The organism is Pedobacter psychrodurus (genome assembly GCF_004331735.1).
GTDB lineage: Bacteria > Bacteroidota > Bacteroidia > Sphingobacteriales > Sphingobacteriaceae > Pedobacter > Pedobacter psychrodurus.
Window position 1 is genome coordinate 330235 of the sequence record NZ_SJSO01000001.1, and the last position, 23207, is coordinate 353441.

The 23207-nt window shown below is 38.4% G+C and carries 19 protein-coding genes and 1 riboswitch; of the genes, 9 read left to right on the plus strand and 10 right to left on the minus strand.

All coding sequences use genetic code 11. The features are described from left to right. Positions 1-29 precede the first annotated feature (29 nt). The gene (locus EZ456_RS01395; protein ID WP_131526633.1) at positions 30-479 is read right to left on the minus strand and encodes a protein-disulfide reductase DsbD domain-containing protein; all 450 of its coding nucleotides are present in this window, start codon (positions 477-479) and stop codon (positions 30-32) included. 7 nt (positions 480-486) lie between these two features. Then, positions 487-1263 carry a biotin--[acetyl-CoA-carboxylase] ligase gene (locus EZ456_RS01400; RefSeq protein WP_131526635.1) on the minus strand — a complete coding sequence of 259 codons (777 nt, stop codon included), beginning with the start codon at positions 1261-1263 and terminating at the stop codon, positions 487-489. A 44-nt stretch (positions 1264-1307) separates the two neighbouring features. Here EZ456_RS01400 and rsfS point away from each other — a divergent pair, with 44 nt between their 5' ends. From rsfS to EZ456_RS01415, 3 genes are all read left to right on the plus strand, one after another. After that, a complete protein-coding gene (gene rsfS, locus EZ456_RS01405) occupies positions 1308-1682 on the plus strand; it encodes a ribosome silencing factor (protein ID WP_057930976.1) in 375 nt (124 codons plus the stop codon). A gap of 28 nt (positions 1683-1710) precedes the next feature. Continuing rightward, positions 1711-3732 (plus strand): ATP-dependent zinc metalloprotease FtsH, encoded by a 2022-nt coding sequence (ftsH, locus tag EZ456_RS01410; RefSeq protein ID WP_131526637.1) that lies wholly within the window; start codon positions 1711-1713, stop codon positions 3730-3732. Positions 3733-3796: 64 nt separating this feature from the next. After that, on the plus strand, positions 3797-4441 hold the full coding sequence (locus EZ456_RS01415) for a LutC/YkgG family protein (protein ID WP_131526639.1): 645 nt from the start codon (positions 3797-3799) through the stop codon (positions 4439-4441). A 150-nt stretch (positions 4442-4591) separates the two neighbouring features. Here the strand turns inward: EZ456_RS01415 and EZ456_RS01420 are convergent, their stop codons facing one another. Next, positions 4592-5581, minus strand: a complete 990-nt coding sequence (locus EZ456_RS01420; protein WP_131526641.1) for a hypothetical protein — start codon at positions 5579-5581, stop codon at positions 4592-4594. 150 nt (positions 5582-5731) lie between these two features. Between EZ456_RS01420 and EZ456_RS01425 the strand changes: the two genes are divergently transcribed. From EZ456_RS01425 to EZ456_RS01435, 3 genes are all read left to right on the plus strand, one after another. Continuing rightward, positions 5732-7609 (plus strand): sensor histidine kinase, encoded by a 1878-nt coding sequence (locus EZ456_RS01425; RefSeq protein WP_131526643.1) that lies wholly within the window; start codon positions 5732-5734, stop codon positions 7607-7609. Further along, complete coding sequence (locus tag EZ456_RS01430; RefSeq protein WP_131526645.1) at positions 7609-8262, plus strand: response regulator; 654 nt, start codon at positions 7609-7611, stop codon at positions 8260-8262. The genes EZ456_RS01425 and EZ456_RS01430 overlap by 1 nt, the downstream gene beginning before the upstream one ends. 78 nt (positions 8263-8340) lie before the next feature. Beyond that, positions 8341-9417, plus strand: coding sequence for a 3-oxoacyl-ACP synthase III family protein (locus tag EZ456_RS01435; RefSeq protein WP_131526647.1), 1077 nt, complete (start codon positions 8341-8343; stop codon positions 9415-9417). On the opposite strand, the gene EZ456_RS01440 is transcribed toward EZ456_RS01435, so the two are convergent. The 5 genes from EZ456_RS01440 to EZ456_RS01460 form a co-directional block, all read right to left on the minus strand. After that, positions 9414-10901: a tetratricopeptide repeat protein gene (locus EZ456_RS01440; RefSeq protein ID WP_131526649.1), complete on the minus strand. Its 1488-nt coding sequence runs from the start codon at positions 10899-10901 to the stop codon at positions 9414-9416. The two genes, EZ456_RS01435 and EZ456_RS01440, sit on opposite strands and share 4 nt — an antisense overlap. Positions 10902-11078: 177 nt before the next feature. Continuing rightward, positions 11079-11822: a zinc ribbon domain-containing protein gene (locus tag EZ456_RS01445; protein ID WP_131526651.1), complete on the minus strand. Its 744-nt coding sequence runs from the start codon at positions 11820-11822 to the stop codon at positions 11079-11081. Further along, positions 11822-12919 carry a Nif3-like dinuclear metal center hexameric protein gene (locus EZ456_RS01450; protein ID WP_131526653.1) on the minus strand — a complete coding sequence of 366 codons (1098 nt, stop codon included), beginning with the start codon at positions 12917-12919 and terminating at the stop codon, positions 11822-11824. The genes EZ456_RS01445 and EZ456_RS01450 overlap by 1 nt, the downstream gene beginning before the upstream one ends. A 347-nt stretch (positions 12920-13266) precedes the next feature. Continuing rightward, positions 13267-13635, minus strand: coding sequence for a TM2 domain-containing protein (locus tag EZ456_RS01455; protein WP_086548454.1), 369 nt, complete (start codon positions 13633-13635; stop codon positions 13267-13269). 5 nt (positions 13636-13640) lie between these two features. Further along, positions 13641-13943: a DUF2752 domain-containing protein gene (locus EZ456_RS01460; protein ID WP_131526655.1), complete on the minus strand. Its 303-nt coding sequence runs from the start codon at positions 13941-13943 to the stop codon at positions 13641-13643. Positions 13944-14174: 231 nt separating this feature from the next. Between EZ456_RS01460 and mfd the strand changes: the two genes are divergently transcribed. The 3 genes from mfd (at position 14175) to EZ456_RS01475 (ending at position 18964) form a co-directional block, all read left to right on the plus strand. Continuing rightward, entirely contained in the window at positions 14175-17513 is a 3339-nt protein-coding gene (gene mfd, locus EZ456_RS01465) for a transcription-repair coupling factor (protein WP_131526657.1), read from the plus strand. 92 nt (positions 17514-17605) lie between these two features. Further along, positions 17606-18742, plus strand: coding sequence for an ATP-binding protein (locus EZ456_RS01470; protein WP_131526658.1), 1137 nt, complete (start codon positions 17606-17608; stop codon positions 18740-18742). Further along, positions 18743-18964, plus strand: coding sequence for a DUF3820 family protein (locus EZ456_RS01475; protein WP_029274918.1), 222 nt, complete (start codon positions 18743-18745; stop codon positions 18962-18964). Between the two features lie 336 nt (positions 18965-19300). On the opposite strand, the gene EZ456_RS01480 is transcribed toward EZ456_RS01475, so the two are convergent. Then, positions 19301-20017: a DsbA family oxidoreductase gene (locus tag EZ456_RS01480; protein WP_131526660.1), complete on the minus strand. Its 717-nt coding sequence runs from the start codon at positions 20015-20017 to the stop codon at positions 19301-19303. 95 nt (positions 20018-20112) lie between these two features. After that, positions 20113-22809, minus strand: a complete 2697-nt coding sequence (locus EZ456_RS01485; RefSeq protein WP_131526662.1) for a M14 family metallopeptidase — start codon at positions 22807-22809, stop codon at positions 20113-20115. Positions 22810-22934: 125 nt separating this feature from the next. Beyond that, a riboswitch (cobalamin riboswitch) is annotated at positions 22935-23138 on the plus strand. Positions 23139-23207 lie beyond the last annotated feature (69 nt).

The following is a 23207-nucleotide window of genomic DNA, read 5'->3' on the forward strand; positions in this document are numbered from 1 at the left end:
GGGACTGCTTGTAAATATTTTGATGTCAACTATTTAACCGGAATGCTAAACTCAACTTCTTCTGGTGGAAGGCATTGTTTATCGTTACAAACCATAAACTCTACCACCCCTTTAACTACTGTAGTTGCTTTATTTAGCTTAATTTTTTGTTGAAAAATTACCGCTTTTTCGAAATAACTGACGTTCATTTTAAAAGTGCTTTCATATTTAACAATTGCTTTGGGTTCAATTGTTTTGCCTACAAGGCTAATATCTTTAGAAGGTGTAAAAGTAAAAGTGGTTTTTACCGGCCCTCCGTCTTTTACATTCTGAGAATAAATATGCCATCTATCATCAATAGTAGCTTTTAAATAGATAACAGCCTCTGTTTTACTTACTTTTTTTGCAGAATAAGCCCAGGTAACCGGCTTTTCGATTTGAGCTAATGCACCAGCGATGGTAAAAAGTACCATCGAAAGCACCAAGGTGATTTTTTTCATTATGTGTTTATTTTGTGTGTGTAAATTCTATTTCTTTAAAGTTAAAGACTTTTAAACCGTTTTTTGTATCAACAGTTAACCTACCGCCATCTTCAACTCCTTTTATAGTACCTTCAAAAATCTCTCCATTTTGCATATATAACCCTAGAATGTTAAAGTTGTAAAGCCTTGAAAGGTAATCATTTTGTAAAATACTATATTTTCCAGCCCTCAAAATTAAGTAGTATTTTTCCATAAATATGAATATTTTATCCATAATATCCATTAAAGGCACATCTCTTTGTAAAATTTGAATGACGGAAGTAGCGCGTTGGTTAATATTATCCGAAAATTCAGATTGATTTATATTTAAACCAATGCCAATTACTGATGATTTAATAGAATTGCCTGTCAGTGTGTTTTCGATTAATATTCCGCCTAATTTCTTATTTTGGTAATACATATCATTAGGCCATTTTATTTTTATCCCTTCAGGAACAAAACAAGATAAAGCATCACTAACGGCTAAACTAACTGCTATATTTAAATAAAACTGCTTATTAAGAGGCAAAAAAGAAGGTTTTAAATAAATGCTTGTGCTTATATTTTTTCCTGCTTGGGTTTGCCAAACGCTTTCCTGCTGTCCTCTTCCGGCAAACTGATTATCTGCCATAATTACAGTCCCTTCGGCTAATGGCTCGGATTTTGACACCAAATCTTTTAAAAAGTTATTAGTAGAATCAACTTCTTTTAATTTGATTAAATTTTGACCAACAAATAGTGTCGAAAAAGTGTTATTTTGCAAGTGTTGAATTTATAATATTGTAATTCCAAAATTAAAGCATTTTAATGGTAAAAAAGAAAATAGTAGCCCTTTCTACATACCTTTCTGAGTTAGCCGTTCACGGCATCCAGGAAAAAAAAGGAGAAGATATAGTGCGGTTAGATCTTAGAAATATTCATACCTCAGTGGCTGATTACTTTATTATTGCGAGTGCCAACTCCGGTACTCAGGTAAAGGCTATTGCCGATAGTGTAGAAAAAGAAATATATAAAGCCACTCAGGCCGATCCAAGACATAAAGAAGGATTCGAATCTGCAGATTGGATTATTCTCGATTATTTCGATGTGGTTGTGCACATTTTTAAAACCGAAAAGCGCCACTTTTATGGCATAGAAGAACTTTGGGGGGATGCTGAAAGCACAAATTATCAAAGCGCATAACCTACTACAACCATTTTGACAAAGACAAATGAACGACAATCAAAATACCAACGAAAAACAAGGGAAAAGAATTCCAAACATCCCTAAAAAACCACAAAAAGGATCAAAATTTAATATTTTCTGGGTTTATGCGGCCATTATCATTGCAATTATAGCAGCACAGTTTTTATTTACTACCGATGGCGGTAAAGAGGTTACCTACCAAAAATTTGAACAACAGATGTTACTTAAAGGTGATGTTCAGAAAGTTGTTGCTTATAAAGCAGATGATTTAGTTCGGGTAGAGGTTTACATCAAAAAAGATAGTTTAGACAAGAAGAAGCTTTATGATGCTTATAAAAGTAATAGCACTTTTAATGTAAACAGTAACAATGCTAGTCCTGTTGTATATTTCAATGCCGGCACAATGGATGGCCTTGATAAACAACTTACCGATTCGCAAAAAGATCTTCCTGCTAACCAACCAAGGGTATTGGCAGAAAAAACTAGCCGTAGCAATCCATTAGCAAGCTGGTTCTTAAGCATCATTTTACCTGTATTGCTTTTAATCGGTTTCTGGATCTTTATGATGCGCAGAATGGGCGGTGGCGCTGGCGGTGGCGGTCAGATTTTCAGTATTGGGAAATCAAAAGCTACTTTATTCGACAAAGAAAGTCAGGTAAACATTACGTTTAACGATGTTGCTGGTTTAGAAGAAGCAAAAACGGAGGTAATGGAAATTGTTGATTTCCTTAAAAACCCTAAAAAATATACTGATCTAGGCGGAAAAATCCCTAAAGGTGCTTTACTTGTAGGTTCGCCAGGTACTGGTAAAACCTTATTGGCTAAAGCTGTTGCAGGTGAGGCTCAGGTTCCCTTTTTCTCTTTATCAGGATCTGATTTCGTTGAGATGTTTGTTGGGGTAGGCGCTTCACGTGTTCGCGACTTATTTAAACAAGCAAAAGATAAATCGCCTTGTATCATCTTTATAGATGAGATTGATGCTATTGGCCGTGCGCGTGGTAAAAACGGTGTAATGGGTGGAAATGATGAACGCGAAAACACCTTAAACCAACTTTTAGTTGAAATGGATGGTTTCGGCACCAATACACATGTTATTATCTTAGCTGCCACTAACCGTGCTGATGTTTTAGATAAGGCATTATTAAGAGCTGGTAGGTTCGACAGACAGATTTATGTTGATTTACCGGATGTTATAGAGCGTAAACAAATTTTCGAAGTTCACATCACTCCACTTAAAAAATCAGAAGAGCTTGATACCGAATTTTTAGCAAAACAAACCCCAGGATTTTCTGGAGCAGATATTGCAAATGTTTGTAACGAAGCAGCATTAATTGCAGCCCGTAAAAATAAATCAGCAGTTGATAAGCAAGATTTCTTAGATGCTGTAGATCGGATTGTTGGCGGTTTAGAAAAGAAAAACAAAATCATTACGCCAAGTGAAAAACGTGCTATTGCTATTCACGAGGCTGGTCACGCCACAGTAAGCTGGTTGTTAGAACATGCGGCGCCTTTAGTTAAGGTTACTATTGTTCCACGCGGACAGAGCTTAGGTGCTGCCTGGTATTTGCCAGAAGAACGCTTAATTGTTCGTCCTCACCAAATGCTTGATGAAATGTGTGCAACTATGGGCGGTAGGGCAGCTGAAAAAGTAATGTTCGATACCATCTCTACTGGCGCACTTAGCGATTTAGAAAAAGTAAATAAACAAGCCAGAGCAATGGTTACCATTTATGGTTTGAACGATAAATTAGGAAACATTACTTATTACGATTCATCGGGTCAGAACGAGTATAATTTCTCTAAACCATATTCAGAGGATACCGCTTTAACTATCGACAAAGAAATTTCTGCATTAATTGAAGGTCAATACCAAAGAGCAATTAGTTTATTAGAAGAAAATAAAGATAAATTGATTCAATTGGCTGATATTTTAATCGAAAAAGAAGTTTTATTTAAAGATGATTTAGAAGTGATTTTTGGAAAACGTTTATTCGAAAATCAGGGAGAAAGCGGAACTCCCGGACATATTACTCCGGTAGAAGCATAAATAAATAATTTCTATTATTACATTTGCTACCCTAGTTTAGTTATTAGGGTAGCTTTTTTTTATAATGAAGGATAATACGACAGCGAAGGAACAAATACTAAAAAAGATAAGGAAGGCACTATTAGAAAAGCGCGAAAACCCCTATCCTAATTTAGAAGAAAGTCAATTGTATAAAAAAAATACGGATGAGCTAGAGGTATTATTTGCCGAACAGCTTACCGCTATATCTGGCAACTTTATCTTCTGCGAGGACGGGATCGATTTTTTTGAAAACATGCTGCAGCTGGCCGATAAGTTTAAATGGCGAAAAATATACTGCTGGGAACCAGAACTTCAGCAATTTTTAAGCAAATACGAATTTCCTTTTTACCAAACCGATAAAGATTTTGAACAGGCCGAGGTAGGTATTACCCTTTGCGAAGCCTTAATTGCCCGCAATGGTAGTGTAATGGTAACCAATCAAGGCGCTGCAGGAAGAAGGCTCAGCATCTTCCCGCATCACCATATTGTGATCGCCAGAACCAGTCAGTTGGTTTTAGATCTTAAAGATGCTTTTCTGTTACTGAAGAATAAGTATGGTAATCAGATCCCATCAATGATCAGCAACATTACAGGCCCAAGCAGAACTGCCGATATCGAAAAAACATTGGTTTTAGGTGCGCACGGACCTAAGGAGCTTTTTGTATTTTTGATTGATGATTTTAGTTAAATTCGTCATTTCTATAACCATTCCTGGTCGTATAGATTAAAATTTGAAGATCAAATGGCAAGAACAATGTATTTACTCCTGCCATTAATCGTATTATTCGTTAATAATTACTTCTTGGGTACTAAAATAAGTACTGGTGGTTAAATACTACTACCTATCTGCTTTTAGTATTTTCTTAACCACCATTTCCCTGTTGACATTAAGGCAATACACATCTTCATCATAATTGATATATACACGAGAGAGAAAAGGTTCGAGACCTGGATCTCCCATTTTACGCCCACCGACATAAATGGATATGCTTACAAATCGGCCCGCATCTTTATCCAGTTTTATACTTTTCTTGGTTTTTAGGTTGTAAATTTCAACATTTTCGTAGCCTGTATAATTGTTTCCATAAGAGCGCCATTCCGGAAGGGTTGGGCTTTTACACACTACAAAATAATCATCCGCAAGGTGAAAAATGGTACTAATGGTATTGTCGTTAAAATACCTTTTACCTTTAAGGTCTACTATATCGGCAACATTCTGATCCCTTCCATTTGATATTTTATTGGTTTCCTTCAAAAGCACTATACCAATGTTCTTCGGAAAATTATTCTTGTTTTCGCGCCACACAGCGTAGGTTTCTAAATAGTCGTTACTCTTTAACACCGTATCTTTATTCTCGTTTAAAAAGAAATTTGTCCGACTATTATGGGTAAACATTCCCATTCCCCAACCTGCATATAGCTCTATATCTTTAGCTAATTTAACCGGCCCCTTCTTTACAGACGGTTCAGTTTTTTTGTTCTCAGTTGCAGTTGTTTTGGGCATAGTGACATGCACTTCGGTTACTTTATTTCTAGCTGTAACTTCAGCCTGCTTCTTTTTAAAGGCAATAGCATTCTCTGCTTTAAGTTTTTCGTTTTTTATTTTATTTAGATCGGAAGCTGCTTTATCATCAGCTATTTTCTTTTTCCTGGCATCCTCATTTTCCTTTGCACAAGCAGGACACATCAACTTTCCCTCTGCATTATTAGAACCTTTAGGTGCGAACCTACAATTATAGCGGGCGTACTCACTTTTCGCAACATGCGATTGGGCATTTGCTACCTGCACCATAAACAGCAGCAAAACAATAGTCAAGAAATTTTTCATTTTTAAGTTCGTTTAATTTGATGTAAAAGTAATCCACAACCAAAGTGATCTATATACCCTATACTCGGTATATTTAGTGCTTATTTTATATCCTATATTTATGAAATATTGATTGGTAGTTTAAAGCATGCCACTAATTCTCTCAAAACAATGAATAAAGTTTTCCTGCTATTCTTATTTTTCCTACATCCATTTCAGGTGTGCGTTGCTCAACAGGGCAGTCCAATTTTGATCGACACGGCCACAAAATTTAACATTAGCAAACATGGGTATTTCTATGAAGACAAAAATTTAAACCTGAGCATCGATTCTATTATAAAATATAAAGAGGCTCACAAACTCACCCCGTTAACAGCAGGGAAAGTTTTTAGTAAAGGTTATACCCAATCTTATTACTGGGTTGCTTTTGATATAGAAAACACCTTGAATCAATCTGTTCACCTGATGTTTAAGGAGCAGAGCTCAAGCATTAACCAGCTTCAGCTGTTTAAAGTAGATGAGCATGGAAAGATTTACCCCTTAGGCCTAACAGGCGATCATTTCCCTTTTAAACAACGTCCGTATCGCAACAGAAGCTTTATTTACCCAATGGTTCTTTCGCCACATGAAAAGGCCACTTTTTATTTGTGGGCCGATAAACGCGGACAGAACATGTACATGCCAATATCTATCGGCCGCGATGTTGATATTATTCAGGCAGAGATTCCACAACATACCTTATTTGGGTTTTATACAGGCATTTTTGTTTTTGCGGTGATATTTAACCTGTTGTTATTTGCCTCTGTTAGAGATAACATCCACCTATATTATGCGATTTACATTTTTTGCACGCTAATTTTTATTCTGGAAGAAGAGGGGCTGGCCTTTCAATGGTTCTACCCAAATTTACCTGGTCTCCAAGATTATATGCGGTTAATTATGGCATCACTGAGCTGCGGCCTGTTAATCCAGGTGATGCAACTATTTGTTAATCAAAATAGCGCCAATAGTCGACTATATCGCTTTACAAACTATTATAAAAGATTCTGTTGGGCCATGTCGATTATCCCAGTGTTTATGCTGTTAAAATCGTTTATCATCTTTGAAAAAACGGTTTTTTACATCAACAATTTCCTGGCACTGCTCACAGTAATCGTGATTATTATTTGTGTAGTAGAAAGGATCAGGGCAGGGTATAAACTGGGCTGGTATTATTTTATCGCCACAGTGATGTTGTTATTTGGCGTTTTCAACTATGTTTTTAATACGCTAGGCCTAACCAATTTCAACCTGCTAAAACCAAATGGCTTAGTGGTGGGTTTAACGGCCGAGATTATATTCCTTTCATTTGCCTTAACACAGCGCTATAATTTTCTAAAAAAAGAAAAAGAAATCCTGCTGGAAGAAAAAAGCAAACATCAGGTAGACCTCGCCGATGGCATTTTTAACGCACAGGAAGATGAGCGAACGCGTTTGGCCCGCGATCTTCATGATGACCTCGGCGGCACACTTTCCATTATAAAACTAAATATCACCACTTTTCAGCACAAAGTTTTAAAACTTACTGAAAACGACCGCGTATTTTACAATCAAACCATTGGCATGATCGAAAAGGCATGTGCCGATTTAAGGGAAATATCGCACAATTTAATGCCAAAAAACTTTGAGCAGTTAGGTTTAATTGAAACATTAAATGAGCATTTTACAACCCTGAACCATTCAGGTAAAATTGCATTCGAATTTGTTTTTCAGGTTAAACACCCTATTGAAAGCGGAGTGGAGATTACCATATACCGGATTGTTAACGAACTGGTAAATAATATTATCCGGCATTCTTTTGCCTCAAAGGCAACTATACAGATTTTATCTTTCGATGAAAGAATTAGCATTATGGCCGAAGATAACGGCATTGGTTTTAATCCCGATAAAGATAAAAAGGGTTTAGGTATCCAAAATATTCTATCGAGGGTAAATTACCTTAATGGTAAAATTCAGGTCGACAGTAATCAAAACGGTACAACAACAACCATTGATATTCCGCTAAAATAATGGACACGATTCAACAGAAATCCACCACGTTGATGATCGCTGATGATCATAAACTATTTGCCGAAGGATTATCGGCCATTCTCGCTGAACAGCCCAATTTTAAAATAATCGGTATGGCTTCGAACGGAAAAGAGGTTCTGCACCTCTTGAACAACCAGGTGCCTGATATTTTGATTCTCGACCTGAACATGCCCGTTTTAGACGGCGAAATTGCCGCAGAAAAAATCAGGCAATTATTCCCTTCAGTTAAAATAATGGTCTTATCCATGTATTATACCGAAAAGTTAGCGATAAAACTCGAAGGTATTGGCGTAATGGCCTTTGTTCAAAAAGATACCAATGCAGAAACACTATTTAAAATTATAACGGGCATACAACAGGGAGAAAAATATTTCCAAAAAATAAAATCTGATACGCAGGCATCATCGGCATTTAACGATGGCGATCACTTCCAAAAAAGCCACAATTTAACTGCACGTGAAATGGAAATCCTGAAATTGATCAGCGAAGACTATTCTTCACAGCAAATTGCCCAAAAATTATTTATAGCTTTAAACACTGTAGATACCCACCGTAAAAATATGGTACAAAAGCTAAACGTAACGGGAAAAGCAGGATTATTAAAATTTGCCCTTGAAAATAAGTTTCGCTAAAAATAAATTTATTTTCGATTACCGAATATAATTGATATTTTTATACTACATACCGTTTTAGTATGCGGTATTATAATTATGAGCAAAGCAATAAATACGGTAATTACCGGCACTGGAAGTTATATCCCACAGAATATTATTTCAGGTAGTGAATTCTTAAACTCGACGTTTTTTGAGAATGGTAACCGATTGGAAAAAGAGAATTCAGAGATCATTGATAAATTCTCTGAGATTACGGAGATCGTAGAAAGACGCTACGCCTGCCCGGAGCAGTTAAGCAATCATATTGGCGCAAAGGCTGCAGAAAAAGCCATTGAAAATGCAGGTATCGATAAAGAAACCTTAGACTATATTATATTTTGTCATAATTTTGGTGATATCCCTTTGGGTAGCAACCGAATTGACATTTTGCCATCCTTGGCCTCAAAGGTAAAACAACAACTAGGCATTGAAAATCCAGACTGTGTTGCCTACGACATCATTTTTGGTTGCCCGGGATGGGTTCAGGGTGCAATACAGGCAGATTACTATATTAAAAGCGGAGATGCGAAACGTGTTATGGTTATAGGCGCAGAAACCTTAAGCCGCATTATCGATCCACATGACCGTGATAGCATGATCTTTTCGGATGGTGCCGGAGCTGTAATTTTCGAAGCTGAAGAATCAGAAGAAAAAAGGGGAATATTAGCACATAAAACAGAAACACACGCTGTTAATCACGGTAATTTACTTACCATGGGCAAGGGATCTCATCCTGATGAAAACAATGGAAACCTTTATTTGAAAATGAATGGACGTAAACTGTACGAGTTTGCGGTAATCCAAGTACCCCAAGTAATTAAAAAAGCTATTGACAAAGCAGGCTTAAGTATTGAAGATGTAAATATTGTATTTGTTCACCAGGCCAATGGCAAAATGGATACTGCGATTATGAAACGTTTGTTTAAGCTTTATGGTAAAGATACCGTGCCAGAAAACTTGGTTCCGATGACGATTTCATGGTTAGGAAACAGTTCAGTAGCCACCGTACCAACCTTATTGGACCTGGTATTAAAAGGTGAAGTTAAAGGCTATAAAGTTAAGGCTGGTGATGTAGCTGTTTTTGCTTCAGTAGGAGCAGGCATGCACATTAATGCCTTTATACACCGCTTCTAATTTGCTAACCGTTTTAATCCGGCCCTAGCCTGGCTTTCAATACTGCTTTCAAATTCATGATTTTTCATGGCAATGGCTGTATTGAAAGCCTCTTTCGCTTTCGCGTTATTTTTCCTTCTTTCGTAAATCTTACCCATCTGCACCGCAGCGTTGGCGGCAAAATAATATTTTAGGGTTTTGCCTTCATTAATCGTCTGCTGATAAGCTGTTAATGCTTGATCATCTTTCCCTAAATCATCATAAATCCTGCCCAAACGATAATTCAGCTCTGTTTTATCTTTATCGTTGGTGTAATCAGTTGCTTTCTTATCATCAATTACCTGCAACGCCCTGCTTAAATAACCACCATCAAACAGCAATCTGGCTTTTAAAAGATCAATCGTTGGCATTCCTGCGGCAGCTTCAGCTTTCGCCTGTTTGTCTTTTTCCATGTAGGTATATCCGTTTTTAACTGCCTTAGCTGTAAAGGCTGTATAACCCGCTTTATCTCCCTTCAGTAACGAGATCCAGCCCAAGTGAAGATAAGCATCCTTCACAAAATTAACACCTTTGGTGGCCTGCAAAAAGCGGTTAAAATAAGTCGCTGCATTAAAATCTAGTTTGTTCAGGTGCGCAATGCCCTCAAGATAATCTAAGTAAGGAAAAGGCTGATAAACACCTCCTTCAGGCCGCTTGGCCAAAATAGCAATGGCTTCTTCGCTATGCCCGTTTTTAATGCAAACATAACTCTGCAAATAACTTTTTAATAAACTGGTATCGGCAATCCGTTCGGTATATTTTATGGTTTTAGCATACGCCTGTGGGCTATGTGCCACATCAGTTAATACATAGGCGTAATAGAAAACTACTTCTTCGTAAAAAGGCTCGTACGAAGATTTCGGCAAATTGTCGGCCAGTTTCTCGAACATATTTAATCCGCTCTGAAGATTCCCTTTAATTCCAAAAGTAGATAATGCTGTTTTTAAAGCCCCATCCGGAAGATTACCCAGAACGGCATTAATCAGCCCCAAGCCTTTCAAGTTAAGGTGAAAGTTTGGAAACTTCTTATTGTTCTCCTGCAAAAGACTGTTGGCTTTTTTAACTTCCATTGCGGCATTAAAATATTCGCCAAAACGCCCACGGATGAGCGCCCATTGCAAATTAATTTCTGCCTGTGCGTACAGATAGTACGGAGACCTTTTATCATCACCACTTATTTGATCTAACCGTGTAGATTTATTACCCTTTAGGCGATCAAAATCAGCCTTGCTTTCAGAAGTTAAAACCGTAAAATAATCTACATAGTTTTCTAAAAGGGGAATAATAGAATTATTGGGATGCTGCTTTTTTTCGGTAGAAATGTATGCCCTTGCATTACCCAGCTTAAGCTCGAAGATACTTTTATAAGCATTTAGGCAATTGCTGTTAAAGTCGAAATTTGCAAATAAAGATGCTGGAAACAGGAGAAGAGCAGAAAACGCAAAAACAGGGAAGATTTTAGTCATTCGGGAATATATTTCAGTTTGATCCTGCGCTGCTAAAGCAACAGTAATTCACATTTAAACAAATATCTACATTAAACGCTAAAATCATATTCTTGTTTTGTGTAAACGCCAGAAAATAGGTGTAAACAAAAAACGTCCCGATTAAGTCGGGACGTTTTAATAATTTTATGACGCGAATTAAGCTTCTGCTACTTCATGAGTTAAAGCCTCATCAACCAAAATACGGCCACAGTGCTCGCAAACGATAATTTTTTTACGTTGACGGATATCTAACTGGCGTTGAGGTGGAATCTGGTTAAAACAACCTGAGCAAGAATCGCGGTCGATTGTTACTACAGCCAAACCGTTAATCGCATTTTTGCGTAAACGCTTGTAAGCAACCAATAAACGCTCATCAATCTGAGGCTCAGCTTTATCAGCTTTCTTTTGTAAATCTTGCTCTTCTTTTTCAGTTTCAGCAGTAATTACATCAAGCTCACCTTTTTTCACATCTAAATCTTTCTTTCTGCCATCTAACTCAGCTTTAGCAGCTTCGTAGATTTCAGTTTTAGAAGTGATTTCGAAACCGTGTTCTTTAATTTTCTTTTCAGAAACCTGAATATCTAAACCTTGAATCTCAATTTCTTTAGTTAAAGCATCGTATTCACGGTTGTTTTTAACTTCTTTTAATTGAGTATCGTATCTTTTGATGGCAGCTTGCGCATCTTTAATTGTATTTTTACGGGTTACGATTGAATCCTCCAGATCATCAAGTTCGCCTTTGATTTTTGCAATTCTAGTTTCTAATCCTAAAACATCATCCTCAAGATCGGCAACTTCCATTGGTAATTCACCACGTACCTGGCGGATCTTATCAATTTTTGTGTGGATATTTTGTAATTCGTATAAAGCCTTTAGCTTTTGTTCTACGGTTTGTTCCATTAAAACAAGTAATTTATGGGGTTTGTATTTTGCTCCGTTAAACGGATTGCAAAGTTAGTAAATTTTTTCTGAATAATTTCAAGCAATAAATTTGAGGTAAATTGTTCAGTTTCAAAGTGTCCGATGTCGGCAATGATCAATTTTTCCTCCGCATCAAAAAACTCGTGATATTTAAAATCGGCAGTAATAAAAGCATCTGCCCCGGCAGCAATGGCCTCTTTTAACAGGAAGCTTCCTGAGCCCCCGCAAACCGCCACTTTTTTGATCCTTTTGCCAATTACCTCCGTATGCCTAACCACTTTAGCCTGCATCCTATCTTTTACCAAGTGTAAAAAATCGTAGGCATCCATATCATATTCCAGCCAGCCCACCATGCCCGAACCAACCAATTGATGTTTATTTTCGAGTTTGTAAATATCGTAAGCCACTTCTTCATAAGGATGGTTTTCGAACAATGCTACCAGAATTTTTCGCTCAGCCTGTGTTGGGTAAACCATTTCAATCCGCACTTCTGCCTCCCGGTGGCGAATCCCTCTCTCACCTACAAAAGGATCGGCATCTTCGTTTCCTTTAAATGTGCCAAAACCATCGGCATTAAAACTGCATTCACTGTAATTGCCAATATTGCCTGCACCCGCATAAAATAATGCCGATCGCAATTGCTCGGCTTGTGCCTGCGGGCAATAGGTAACCAGCTTTTTCAGAAGACCTGTTTTAGGCAAAAGCACTTTGGTTCCCGTTAAGCCCAACCGCTCGCAGATCCTGGCATTAACACCAGTATGAATGCTATCGAGATTGGTGTGGATGGCATAAAGTGCAATGTTATTCCTGATTGCCTTAAGCACAACTCGCTCCACATAGTTTTTACCGTTGAGCTTTTTTAATCCTTTAAAAACAATTGGGTGATGGGTAATAATGAGGTTACAACCTGTTGAAATCGCCTCATCCACAATTTTCTCCACACAATCTAAAGCCACCAAAGCTCCACGGATTTCCATATTCGGATCGCCCACGATCAAACCAGAATTGTCATAATCTTCCTGATAGTTAAGTGGTGCTATGCTTTCTAAATAATTGGTAATTTCAGCTAATTTCATTTGATAAATATAGAAAATTTGGGGTTTTGTTGATAAGAGAAATGATTAATGTTTTTGTTTTGGAAACGTACAGTAGGCGCAAATGGCCAGAGCAGCCCCGCTATTTGCTTATCCGATGAAGAATCGGAATCGCGGCTGTCGGGTTTAGCTAACGCCAGCCTGTAACCCTTTTGATCCTTCAGCCCCCTCAAGGTTCACCAACCCAAGTTTATAAACCCGACAGCAACAAAAAGCCCGCAAACCCGATTTTTCATCGGGTGCGGACTTGTCGTGTATGGCGGGATGAACGTTAAAAATTGTTCTGTTTTTGCTTTCCAAAAAACATTAATGCAATTAAAATGAAAGGTTTACTGAAACCCACCCATTCTTACCATCTGCAGGCTTTCGAAAACCATTTTCTGGTTGTGCTCAAAAGCAAGGGTTTTATGGTTTACTACGTCGATAATCGATCCGATAAAACACAAACCTGCGGTTACCAGGTATAAAATACCCATCCCAATCTGGCCAATGATAAACCTTTGCAAGCCTGGAACTGCAAATAAGCCGATTAAACAGAAAATAAGCATATCTGATGGATTTTTCCTTTTGCTGCTGTAAACCATTAAGAAGTTACGCAACTGTTGCTCGGTTAATCCAGTAGTGGCCTGTTGTAAGTATGAGAATTCTTCTGGCGTTATGCCTGGTAACGACATTAGAGGTGATTGATATATATCCATGGTTTCTATGTATTTGTGGTTGAAATTTTAAACTTATTTTTATCTTTTATCAATGTGTAAATTCTATAAACTATTATAAAAAGTGCCGGAAACCCAAACCAATGTTCGGAAAAGCTTTCGGTAAACTCGCCATGTAAAATATGACTGATTGACCTGCCTATACCACATCCCGGACACCAGTCCTCAAAACCCAAATTGGCTAACGGACAAAGTGTAAAGTGATGCTCGTGGCCATTCGCTGTTGCCAGTAATACTAAAGCCGCTACCCAGAAAAAAAGTTCTAGTGGAAAGCTTTTAATGTACTTCATTGTTTCACTTTTTATATAATTTAGAGGTCATAGCACCACCTTTGTTACATCAATTTGCTCTTAATCGACAAAAGGGGGATATATTTCGACCAAACGAGTAATGGAATCTAAGAATTGAATCTTATTTCTTTTCCTGTTTTTAATTTTCACCTGCAACCCGGTCAAAAATAGTTAAAAAAACCTTTACACAAATTGCGGGTTAATATTAAAAGATAAGCTTATTTTTGTGCCTTGAACATTCGCGATTTAATAAACAGATACAAAACCGACGACAGGGTAACCCGATTTACCAAAGCGTTGAACAGCGCCAAAAACCCTAAGATACAATTAAAGGGATTGGTAGGTTCGGCTGATGCTATCGTTGCACTTTCTTCTTATTTCTTAGTACATAAGCCCATTCTGTTCGTTTTGCCTGACAGAGAAGAGGCCGCTTATTTTCAATCCGACCTTGAAAGCGTATTGGATAAGCAGGTTTTATTGTTCCCTTCCTCGTACCGCAAATCTTTCGATTTTACGCAGGTAGATACAGCCAATGTGCTGGCCCGGGCAGAGGTATTGAACGAGCTGAACCACGATTCGGAATACGGAAAAATTGTAGTTTCTTACCCCGAAGCCATTGCCGAAAAGGTAATTGACCGCTCTGCATTAGAAAAAAACACTTTAGAAATTAGTTTAGGCGCTAAGTTGGGCATCGATTTTATCAATGAATTTTTAATTGACTACGATTTTGACAGAAGGGATTTTGTTTACGAACCAGGGCAGTTTTCAATCCGTGGTGGTATTGTAGATATATTTTCATTCTCGTCTGATCTTCCTTATCGCATCGAATTCTTTGGCGATGAGGTAGAAAGCATCAGAAGTTTTGAAATTGAAAGCCAATTGTCGGTAGAAGATGTTAAATCGTTAACCATCGTACCGAATGTTCAGGCGAAGTTCTTAACTGAAAGCAATATCAGCATTCTCGATTATATCGATCAGGATACACAACTTTGGTTTAAGGATGTTGAGTTTACGCTCGATATTATTAAAGCTGGTTTTAAAAAGGCGGTTGAACTGTGGAAAGCACTACCAGCGGCAGATAAAAACCAAAATCCCGAATGGATTGATCCAAAGTTTGCCTTTACTGACGAAAAATTACTAGGCGACCATCTTCAGGATTTTCCCATTATCGAATTCGGCAAACAGTTTTTTTATAAAACAGACGACCGCTTTGAATTTGAAACCAAACCACAGCCATCGTTCAATAAAGATTTCAACCTACTGATTCACAACCTTAAGGAAAACGAAAAAGAAGGCACTGTTAACTTTATTTTTACCGATTCGCCAAAACAGATCGAGCGTTTATATGCCATTTTAGAGGATATTGATAAAACAGCCAAATTTACGCCGATCAATAGCATGCTGCGCGAGGGTTTTATAGATCCGAAGATTCAAACGGCATTTTATACCGACCACCAGATTTTCGATCGTTACTATAAATATAAGCTTAAAAAAGGCTACCAGAAAAGCCAGGCCATTACCCTAAAAGATTTAAGGGAACTGAAATCTGGCGATTATGTTACTCATATTGATCACGGGATTGGAAAATATGCCGGGCTCGAAAAAGTTGAGGTAAATGGCAAAACCCAGGAAATGATCCGTTTAATTTATGCAGATAACGACCTGCTTTATGTAAACATCAACTCGCTAAACCGCATTGCCAAATACAGTGGCAAAGAAAGCGGTGTGCCTAAGATGAATAAACTGGGTACTGATGCCTGGGACAAGCTAAAAAAAACCACTAAAAAAAAAGTTAAAGATATCGCCCGGGACTTGATCAAGCTTTATGCTTTGCGCAAAAATCAGGCTGGAACGGCTTTTTCACCAGATAGCTATTTACAAACTGAACTAGAGGCTTCTTTTATTTACGAAGATACCCCCGATCAGTTAAAGGCTACCCAAGATGTGAAAAAAGATATGGAATCGCCACACCCAATGGACCGTTTAGTGTGTGGTGATGTGGGCTTCGGAAAAACAGAAATTGCGGTACGTGCGGCTTTTAAAGCTGTAGCAGAAGGCAAACAAGCTGCTATATTAGTGCCCACTACCATTCTGGCCCTACAGCATTTTAAAACCTTTTCTTCACGTTTAAAAGATTTCCCGGTTACGGTTGATTACATTAACCGTTTTAAAACCAATAAACAGATTAAGGATACCCTGGCCGAAGCTGCAACAGGCAAAGTTGATATCTTAATCGGCACACACCGTTTACTAAGCAAGGATGTGAAGTTTAAAGATCTCGGCATCATGATTATTGATGAAGAGCAGAAATTTGGTGTTACAGCAAAAGAGAGATTAAAAGCCGTTAGGGTAAATGTTGATACTTTAACGCTTACGGCAACTCCCATTCCGAGAACGCTGCATTTCTCTTTAATGGGCGCAAGAGATTTATCCATTATTAGTACACCACCACCAAATCGGCAACCGGTAAGTACTGAATTACATGTTTTTAATGATAAACTAATCCAGGAAGCCATTCAGTTCGAATTAGATCGTGGCGGACAGGCTTTCTTTATCCACAACCGCGTAAACGACTTGATGCAGTTGGGTGGACTGATTCAGAAATTGGTTCCAAAAGCAAGGATTGGTATTGCCCATGGGCAGTTAGATGGCGACCAATTGGAAGATGTAATGCTCGATTTTATTAACGGAGAAAAGGATGTTCTGGTAGCCACCACTATTATAGAAGCGGGTTTAGATATTCCCAATGCCAATACCATCATCATTAACCATGCACACATGTTTGGTTTGAGCGATCTGCACCAGATGCGTGGCAGGGTAGGTCGGAGCAACAAAAAGGCTTTCTGTTATCTGCTTTCGCCACCATTATCCACTTTAACTTCTGAAGCCCGGAAGCGTTTGAGCGCCATTGAAGAGTTTTCTGATCTAGGCAGTGGCTTTAACGTGGCCATGCGCGATTTGGATATCCGTGGAAGTGGAAATCTATTGGGCGCTGAACAAAGTGGTTTTATTGCCGAGATTGGTTTTGAGATGTACCACAAAATTTTGGACGAAGCCATTCAGGAACTAAAAGAAGCTGAGTTTAAGGGCCTCTTCGAAAACGAACCCGCCCGTCCTTTTGTTGGTTTTACACAGGTAGATACCGATCTCGAATTGTATATCCCTGACGCATACATTACCAATATCACCGAGCGTTACAATTTATACACAGAACTTTCTAAACTCGATAACGAAGCGGAACTTGCCATTTTTGAAAAACACCTGGCCGATCGTTTCGGACCGGTTCCGCCACAAGTAAAAACCATGCTTAGTGTGGTGCGTTTACAGTGGTTGGGCAAGAAATTAGGCTTCGAGAAAATCAGTTTCAAGAAAAATAGTTTACGCGGATATTTTCTAAGTGATAAACAATCGGCCTACTTCGATTCGAATACCTTTACCAAGATTTTAACTTTTGCACAAAATCATCCGCGCATGTGCAATTTAAAAGAGGTAAAAAATACGTTAAGGATCGCTTTTGATAACGTAAGTAACGTTGAAGAAGCCATTCAAACTTTAGAACTAATTAACTAAAAAACGTTAATTCAGTCAGTTCGTTGACTGAATTAACGTTAATTGAGTCAGTCTATTGACTGAATTAACGTTTTTTGCTATATTTGGCTTAAATGGAGAGTCAAATTGTTAGATCTTTACAGCCTATTATTCTCAACAAGATTGGGAAAAATAAAGTAATCTTAACCTTTGGAACAAGAAGGGTAGGAAAAACATGGCTGATAGAAAACATCATCAAAGATGCAAACATCGATTATCTATCTTTAAATGGAGAAGATCAAGATATACAGGTAATACTATCTACACGAACCGCAGCCAATTACAAAAGAGTATTAGGAAATGCCAAATTACTTATCATCGACGAGGCACAGGTTATACCCGAAATTGGAAAAATATTAAAGTTACTGATCGATACTTTCAAAGACCTCACTATAATTGCAAGTGGATCTTCTACTTTTGATCTTTCGAACCAAACAGGTGAGCCGTTAACCGGAAGAAGTTTAACCTATTATCTCTACCCCATAGCACAGGCTGAATTGGATAAACAGGAAAACGCTTTACAAACCGCTCAGAACCTCGAAGAACGTTTAATTTTCGGTTCGTACCCAGAGTTATTCCACTTAAGTTCATTAACTGAAAAAGCACAATATTTAACAGAACTGGTTAAATCGTATTTATTAAAAGATATTTTGATGTATGAGAATATCCAGAACAGTACTAAACTTTTGGAGTTATTAAAACTTATTGCCTACCAAGTGGGTTCAGAGGTTTCAATTGATGAAATTTCGCGCACCTTAGGTATTAGCAAAAACACCGTAGATCGCTATCTTGATTTACTTTCGAAGGTTTTTATTATTTATAAAGTTGGTGGCTACAGCAATAATTTACGCAAAGAGGTTACAAAATCATCCAAATGGTATTTTTATGATAATGGCATCCGAAATGCGATTGTAAACGATTTCAGATTATTGGCACTACGGAATGACCAAGGTATTTTATGGGAAAATTATTGTTTTAGTGAACGCATCAAAAAGATGGAATACGAACAGAAAAATACTACCTATTATTTTTGGAGAACCTATGATCAACAAGAAATTGACCTAATAGAAGTTGAAAACGGCGAAATTTCAGCTGCCGATTTTAAATGGGGGAACCAAAAAAAGAAAATACCTGCCTTTTTTGCCAAAAATTATCCCCAAGCATCCTTTTCTGTAATTAACAAAGAGAATTATTTAGACTTTATATTATAAATGTTAGACCCAACCTTGTTGCTCGATTTAGTGAAAATGCAAATGCCTTACGGAAAATACAAAGGTTACCTGATATGTAATATTCCTGAAAGTTATTTGCTTTGGTATAAGGACAAAGGTTTCCCGAAAGGGAAGCTGGGCGATTTAATGGCTACGATGTTCGAAATACGGGTTAATGGGTTAGAGTATCTGTTAACACCATTGAAAAATCAAAATCGGTAGTTAAAAATGTTAAGTTAATGCGTGCATTTATTCCAGGCTACTGTCTTCCTGAGCAAAAAATTGATGATGGCGGGTTTAGGTGAATCGTCATTCCCAACTTGATTGGGAATCGTAATGCCTTAGTAGGGTTGCATTAAGATTCCCGCCTGCGCGGGAAAGACGACTGTTTTAGAATCTGTCACCTTGAGCTCAGTCGAAGGATCTAACTTGCATTGATTTCTTTCAGTAGATGCTGAAAAAAGTTCAGCAAAACGAGTCGGGTAAAATCCCCGCAGATCAAAATGATTTTCGCAGAAAAAAATCTGCGGCGATCAGCGTAATCTGCGGGAAACAAATCTATATTTCACAACCATTTTCATCACAAACCGCATCATCATTTTTATTTAATGAAGTCAGCGTAGTTTTTGGTTGATTTTCTTTCCATTCCGTAAAACTTTGTGTAAGCGCATCGGTAAAAGATTGGACAGGTTGAGCGCCAGAAACACCATATTTACGGTCCATTACAAAATAAGGAACCCCTCTGATGCCTAAATTCTGGCTTTCATAAATATCATAACGAACTGCTTCGGTAAATTCATCACCTTGTAAAACCGCTACAGCTTCTTCCTTATCTAAGCCTATTTCTACAGCAAGATCAACCAAAACATCAGTTTCGCCAATATTTTTGCTGTTTACAAAATGGGCTTCAAACAATTTCTCTTCGGCTAAATCCTGAAGATTGTGCTTTGCTGCTAGGTGGATCAAACGATGCGCATTAAAGGTATTTGCAGGGATATTGGTATCAAAATCTATCTTCAAACCAGCATTTGCAGCCATATCCACAACCTGTTTAGTCATTTGTTTAGCCTGCTCAATTGGCATTCCCTTGCTCCGAGAAAGGTAATCGTACACTGTTTCGTTATTGGTATTGTGATACTCAGGATTCAGTTGATAGCTCTTCCAGTCTACCTCAATCTCGTTTTTGAACGGCAGTTTTTCTATCGCATGCTCAAAATGTCTTTTTCCGATATAGCAAAACGGACACATTACGTCCGACCAGATTTCTACTTTCATAACACAAAATTAAGGTGATTATACTTGCCTATAGTAAGGCCAAAGTAAAAAGCCACTATCGTTTAGGATAGTGGCTCTCGTTATAATTATCGTAATTATTTATATAACTGATTAAATATCAGTTTAAAAGTACCATGTGTTTGTGCCCGAAAAGCAATTTCCGGTCCAAAAGCAAGCAATTTGCCCTTTCCAACTCTTGCTTCAAAAGCGGTTACGCCATCTTGTAAATAAGCTTGTCCCCAAGCCCAGCCACTGCGCAACGGTGTGGTATTTTCGAACCACATTAAAGGTTTAATCTTTCCCGCCACGATGGCGTCGCCTGTGAGCTTAAAAACAGGGCTATTATCGAAATATACGTCGGCTTCCTTTTCCATGCCCCAGGTTGTTGGCAAAGTAGTATCAACACCCACATTTAAAACACTTCCCGGAACATAGTATTTTTCGGCTGGCAATCTTTTTTCCTCTCCGTTTACAATTTCAACCATCGCATTGCGGACCGGAAGGTTTAAGTGATAGGCCAAATTGGTACTACTGCCAATGGTTACAATATTGCCCCCAGCCTCTAAGAATTTCTTTAATTCAGGAATCGATTTGTCTGCAGTAATCCTTCCTAAACGGTTTCTAAATTCCTGGGGGATTTCTTCTGCCTTTGGTCCGAAAAATCTGTTTCCAATCCCTCCGCCTTGCACCGATGGTATGGCACCACCCACAAAAACAATTACATCGTATTTAGATTTTAAATTCCCGGCATCAATATCCTGCGGATAAATTACTGTTGCGTTATAATGATATTGCTCCATTAAAAAGCGCACCCACCCCGAGGCCATAGATCCTCCATAGGTATCCCAAAGGGCAATTCTTTTGGCAGAGATTTTAATTTTATCTTTTGGTGCAACAGCACTTTTCAATTTGATGTTTGCTTTTTCCAATATTGATTTCCCCGCTGACGAAACATAAAAATCGCCATTTTCAGTCGACCGGTAAACTTCAACCTTGTTTTTCAATAAGTCGTTAACTGCGGTATAGGAATCATTTTGTGCCGCACTTAACACATAGCTCGATCCGCTTGGCAATTTATTATCAAACTTTAATAATTGCCCATAAGGATTTTTCTCAAACGGCCCTGAAAAATCATCTAAAATCCGGTCGAATTTAACATCCATTAAATAGGCCAAAGTCCATCCGGCAGCATCATATGGCGGAATTGGAGCACCTCCTTCGTATTTAAAGTCGTTAGGATGATCCTGAGGCTCGAACATATCCAAAACGTGTGGACGAAAAGCCTGATCGGTTTTTACGACATAACTTCCGGCAGGATAATTTTTCCCTGCAACAGTAAATGAAGTGCTTGCTTTTTGAACCACTATACCCGTTCTGATTAAAGCATTTAAAAACTTAACAGCAGAATTAAAATCTGGTTGATCAGCACTTATGATGTATCCTCGTGGATCTCTGTTTACCGGTGCCTTCATCACGGTATCAAAAGCTTTCATGCTAAGCTGACGTCGAGACCCAAAATCGGCATCTCCACCCGCTACAGCAGTGCTTTTATCGGTTTTTGTAGCATTATTAATGGCATCTATCTTTTTAGGAGAAAAAGACCAGGTATCTCTTTTACCTCGCTCTATGGAATTTCTGCCCATTTGGTAAATGTTGTACAACAATTCGTCGCGGTAACGTTGCGCATAATTTAAAACAGCATAGTTTAACGATACAGAATAATCGATCGAGTTTTTAAAGTACCATTTCCTAGGGGTAATCGGGTTTGGCGAATCGCCGTTCGGTAATAATCGCGAAGGGACTAACGGAATTTCAGAGGGCGTAGGGCTCCCGATAATTTCGGTCAACAGCCCGATCATGTTATGAAAATACGTGGTTGTTCGTAAGCCTCCATTGTACCAGGTAGAAAAAACCGATCCTCCGCGCTGGGTATAACCTGGTTTGTTTTCTACATTCATGCGGGTGTGCATGGCCGCACCAACGGCATCTAAACTGGTTAGCAGGGTTGGGTCGAAAACATAGTTAAATGGATCGCGGTAGGGTGGGCCGGCAACAACCGTTCCTGCAGGACCAGCCTGATGGTGGTTATACATAATCTGCGGAATCCATTCTACAAAAAGCTGACGACCGATATTCTGCGTTTCTTTAAGGTTTAACATAAAGAAATCGCGGTTGTTATCATGACCTGCGTACTTTTCATACAAAACAGGCAAACCCGAGGTTGTTCTTTTCTTGGGGTCTTTCTCTCTCATGTACCAATTGCTCACCAGTTCTTGCCCGTCAGGATTGGCATGCGTAAACAAGATGATTACGTTATCCAAAATACGCAGGGTTTCAGGGTCTTTTCTGGACGCAAATTCATAAGCGGTTTCGATCAGCTGATGTGCACCAACCACCTCGTTGGCATGCAGCCCGCCATCTATCCACACTACCGCTTTACCTTCCTGGGCTAATGCTTTCGCTTGCTCGGGTGTAATTTCAGCATGCGCCAGTTGTTGCGAAATTTCTTTGTAACGGTCTAATTTCTTCAGGTTTTCTGGTGAAGAAACAATTAGCATATACTGACTTCTGCCCTCTTCGGTTTTGCCGATATCAACCAGTTTAATGCGGTTAGAACTTGCCGCAAGTTTTTTAAAGTAAGCTTCTGTTTGGGTATAATTGGCCAATTGGTAATCGTCACCGATATCAAAACCAAAATGCGATTTCGGCGTTGGCACTTCCTGTGCCAGCACCGCACAGCTATTTACCATTAAAAAAGCAATACAAAGCCTTTTAAAGTAGATTTTTATCATAATAAAGTTTAGTTAGGTAATCAAATATAATAGAGAATAAGTTCCAAAAATGGCTTGCTGTAAATTTGTTACAAGTTTTAAATCCTAATCCATACATTTGCCTTGATGTAAGTTCTTAACTTTATTTTTCATCAACCGATACAGGTTCCCGGAATTACACCCGGGATTAATAGGGAATCGTGTGCAAATCACGAGCTGTCGCGCAACTGTAAATTCTGTCTTTAAAAAGACAACGGTCTTATCATTCATGCCACTGTGCCGTTTATCGGGATGGGAAGGCGATAAGATCGGGAATAAGTCAGGAGACCTGCCTATATTGAATTGACGGTGCTTTCGCGTTATAAAGTAATTGGTCAGGTCTGATTGTACACAATAAAATTAATCATTTTATATGCTTG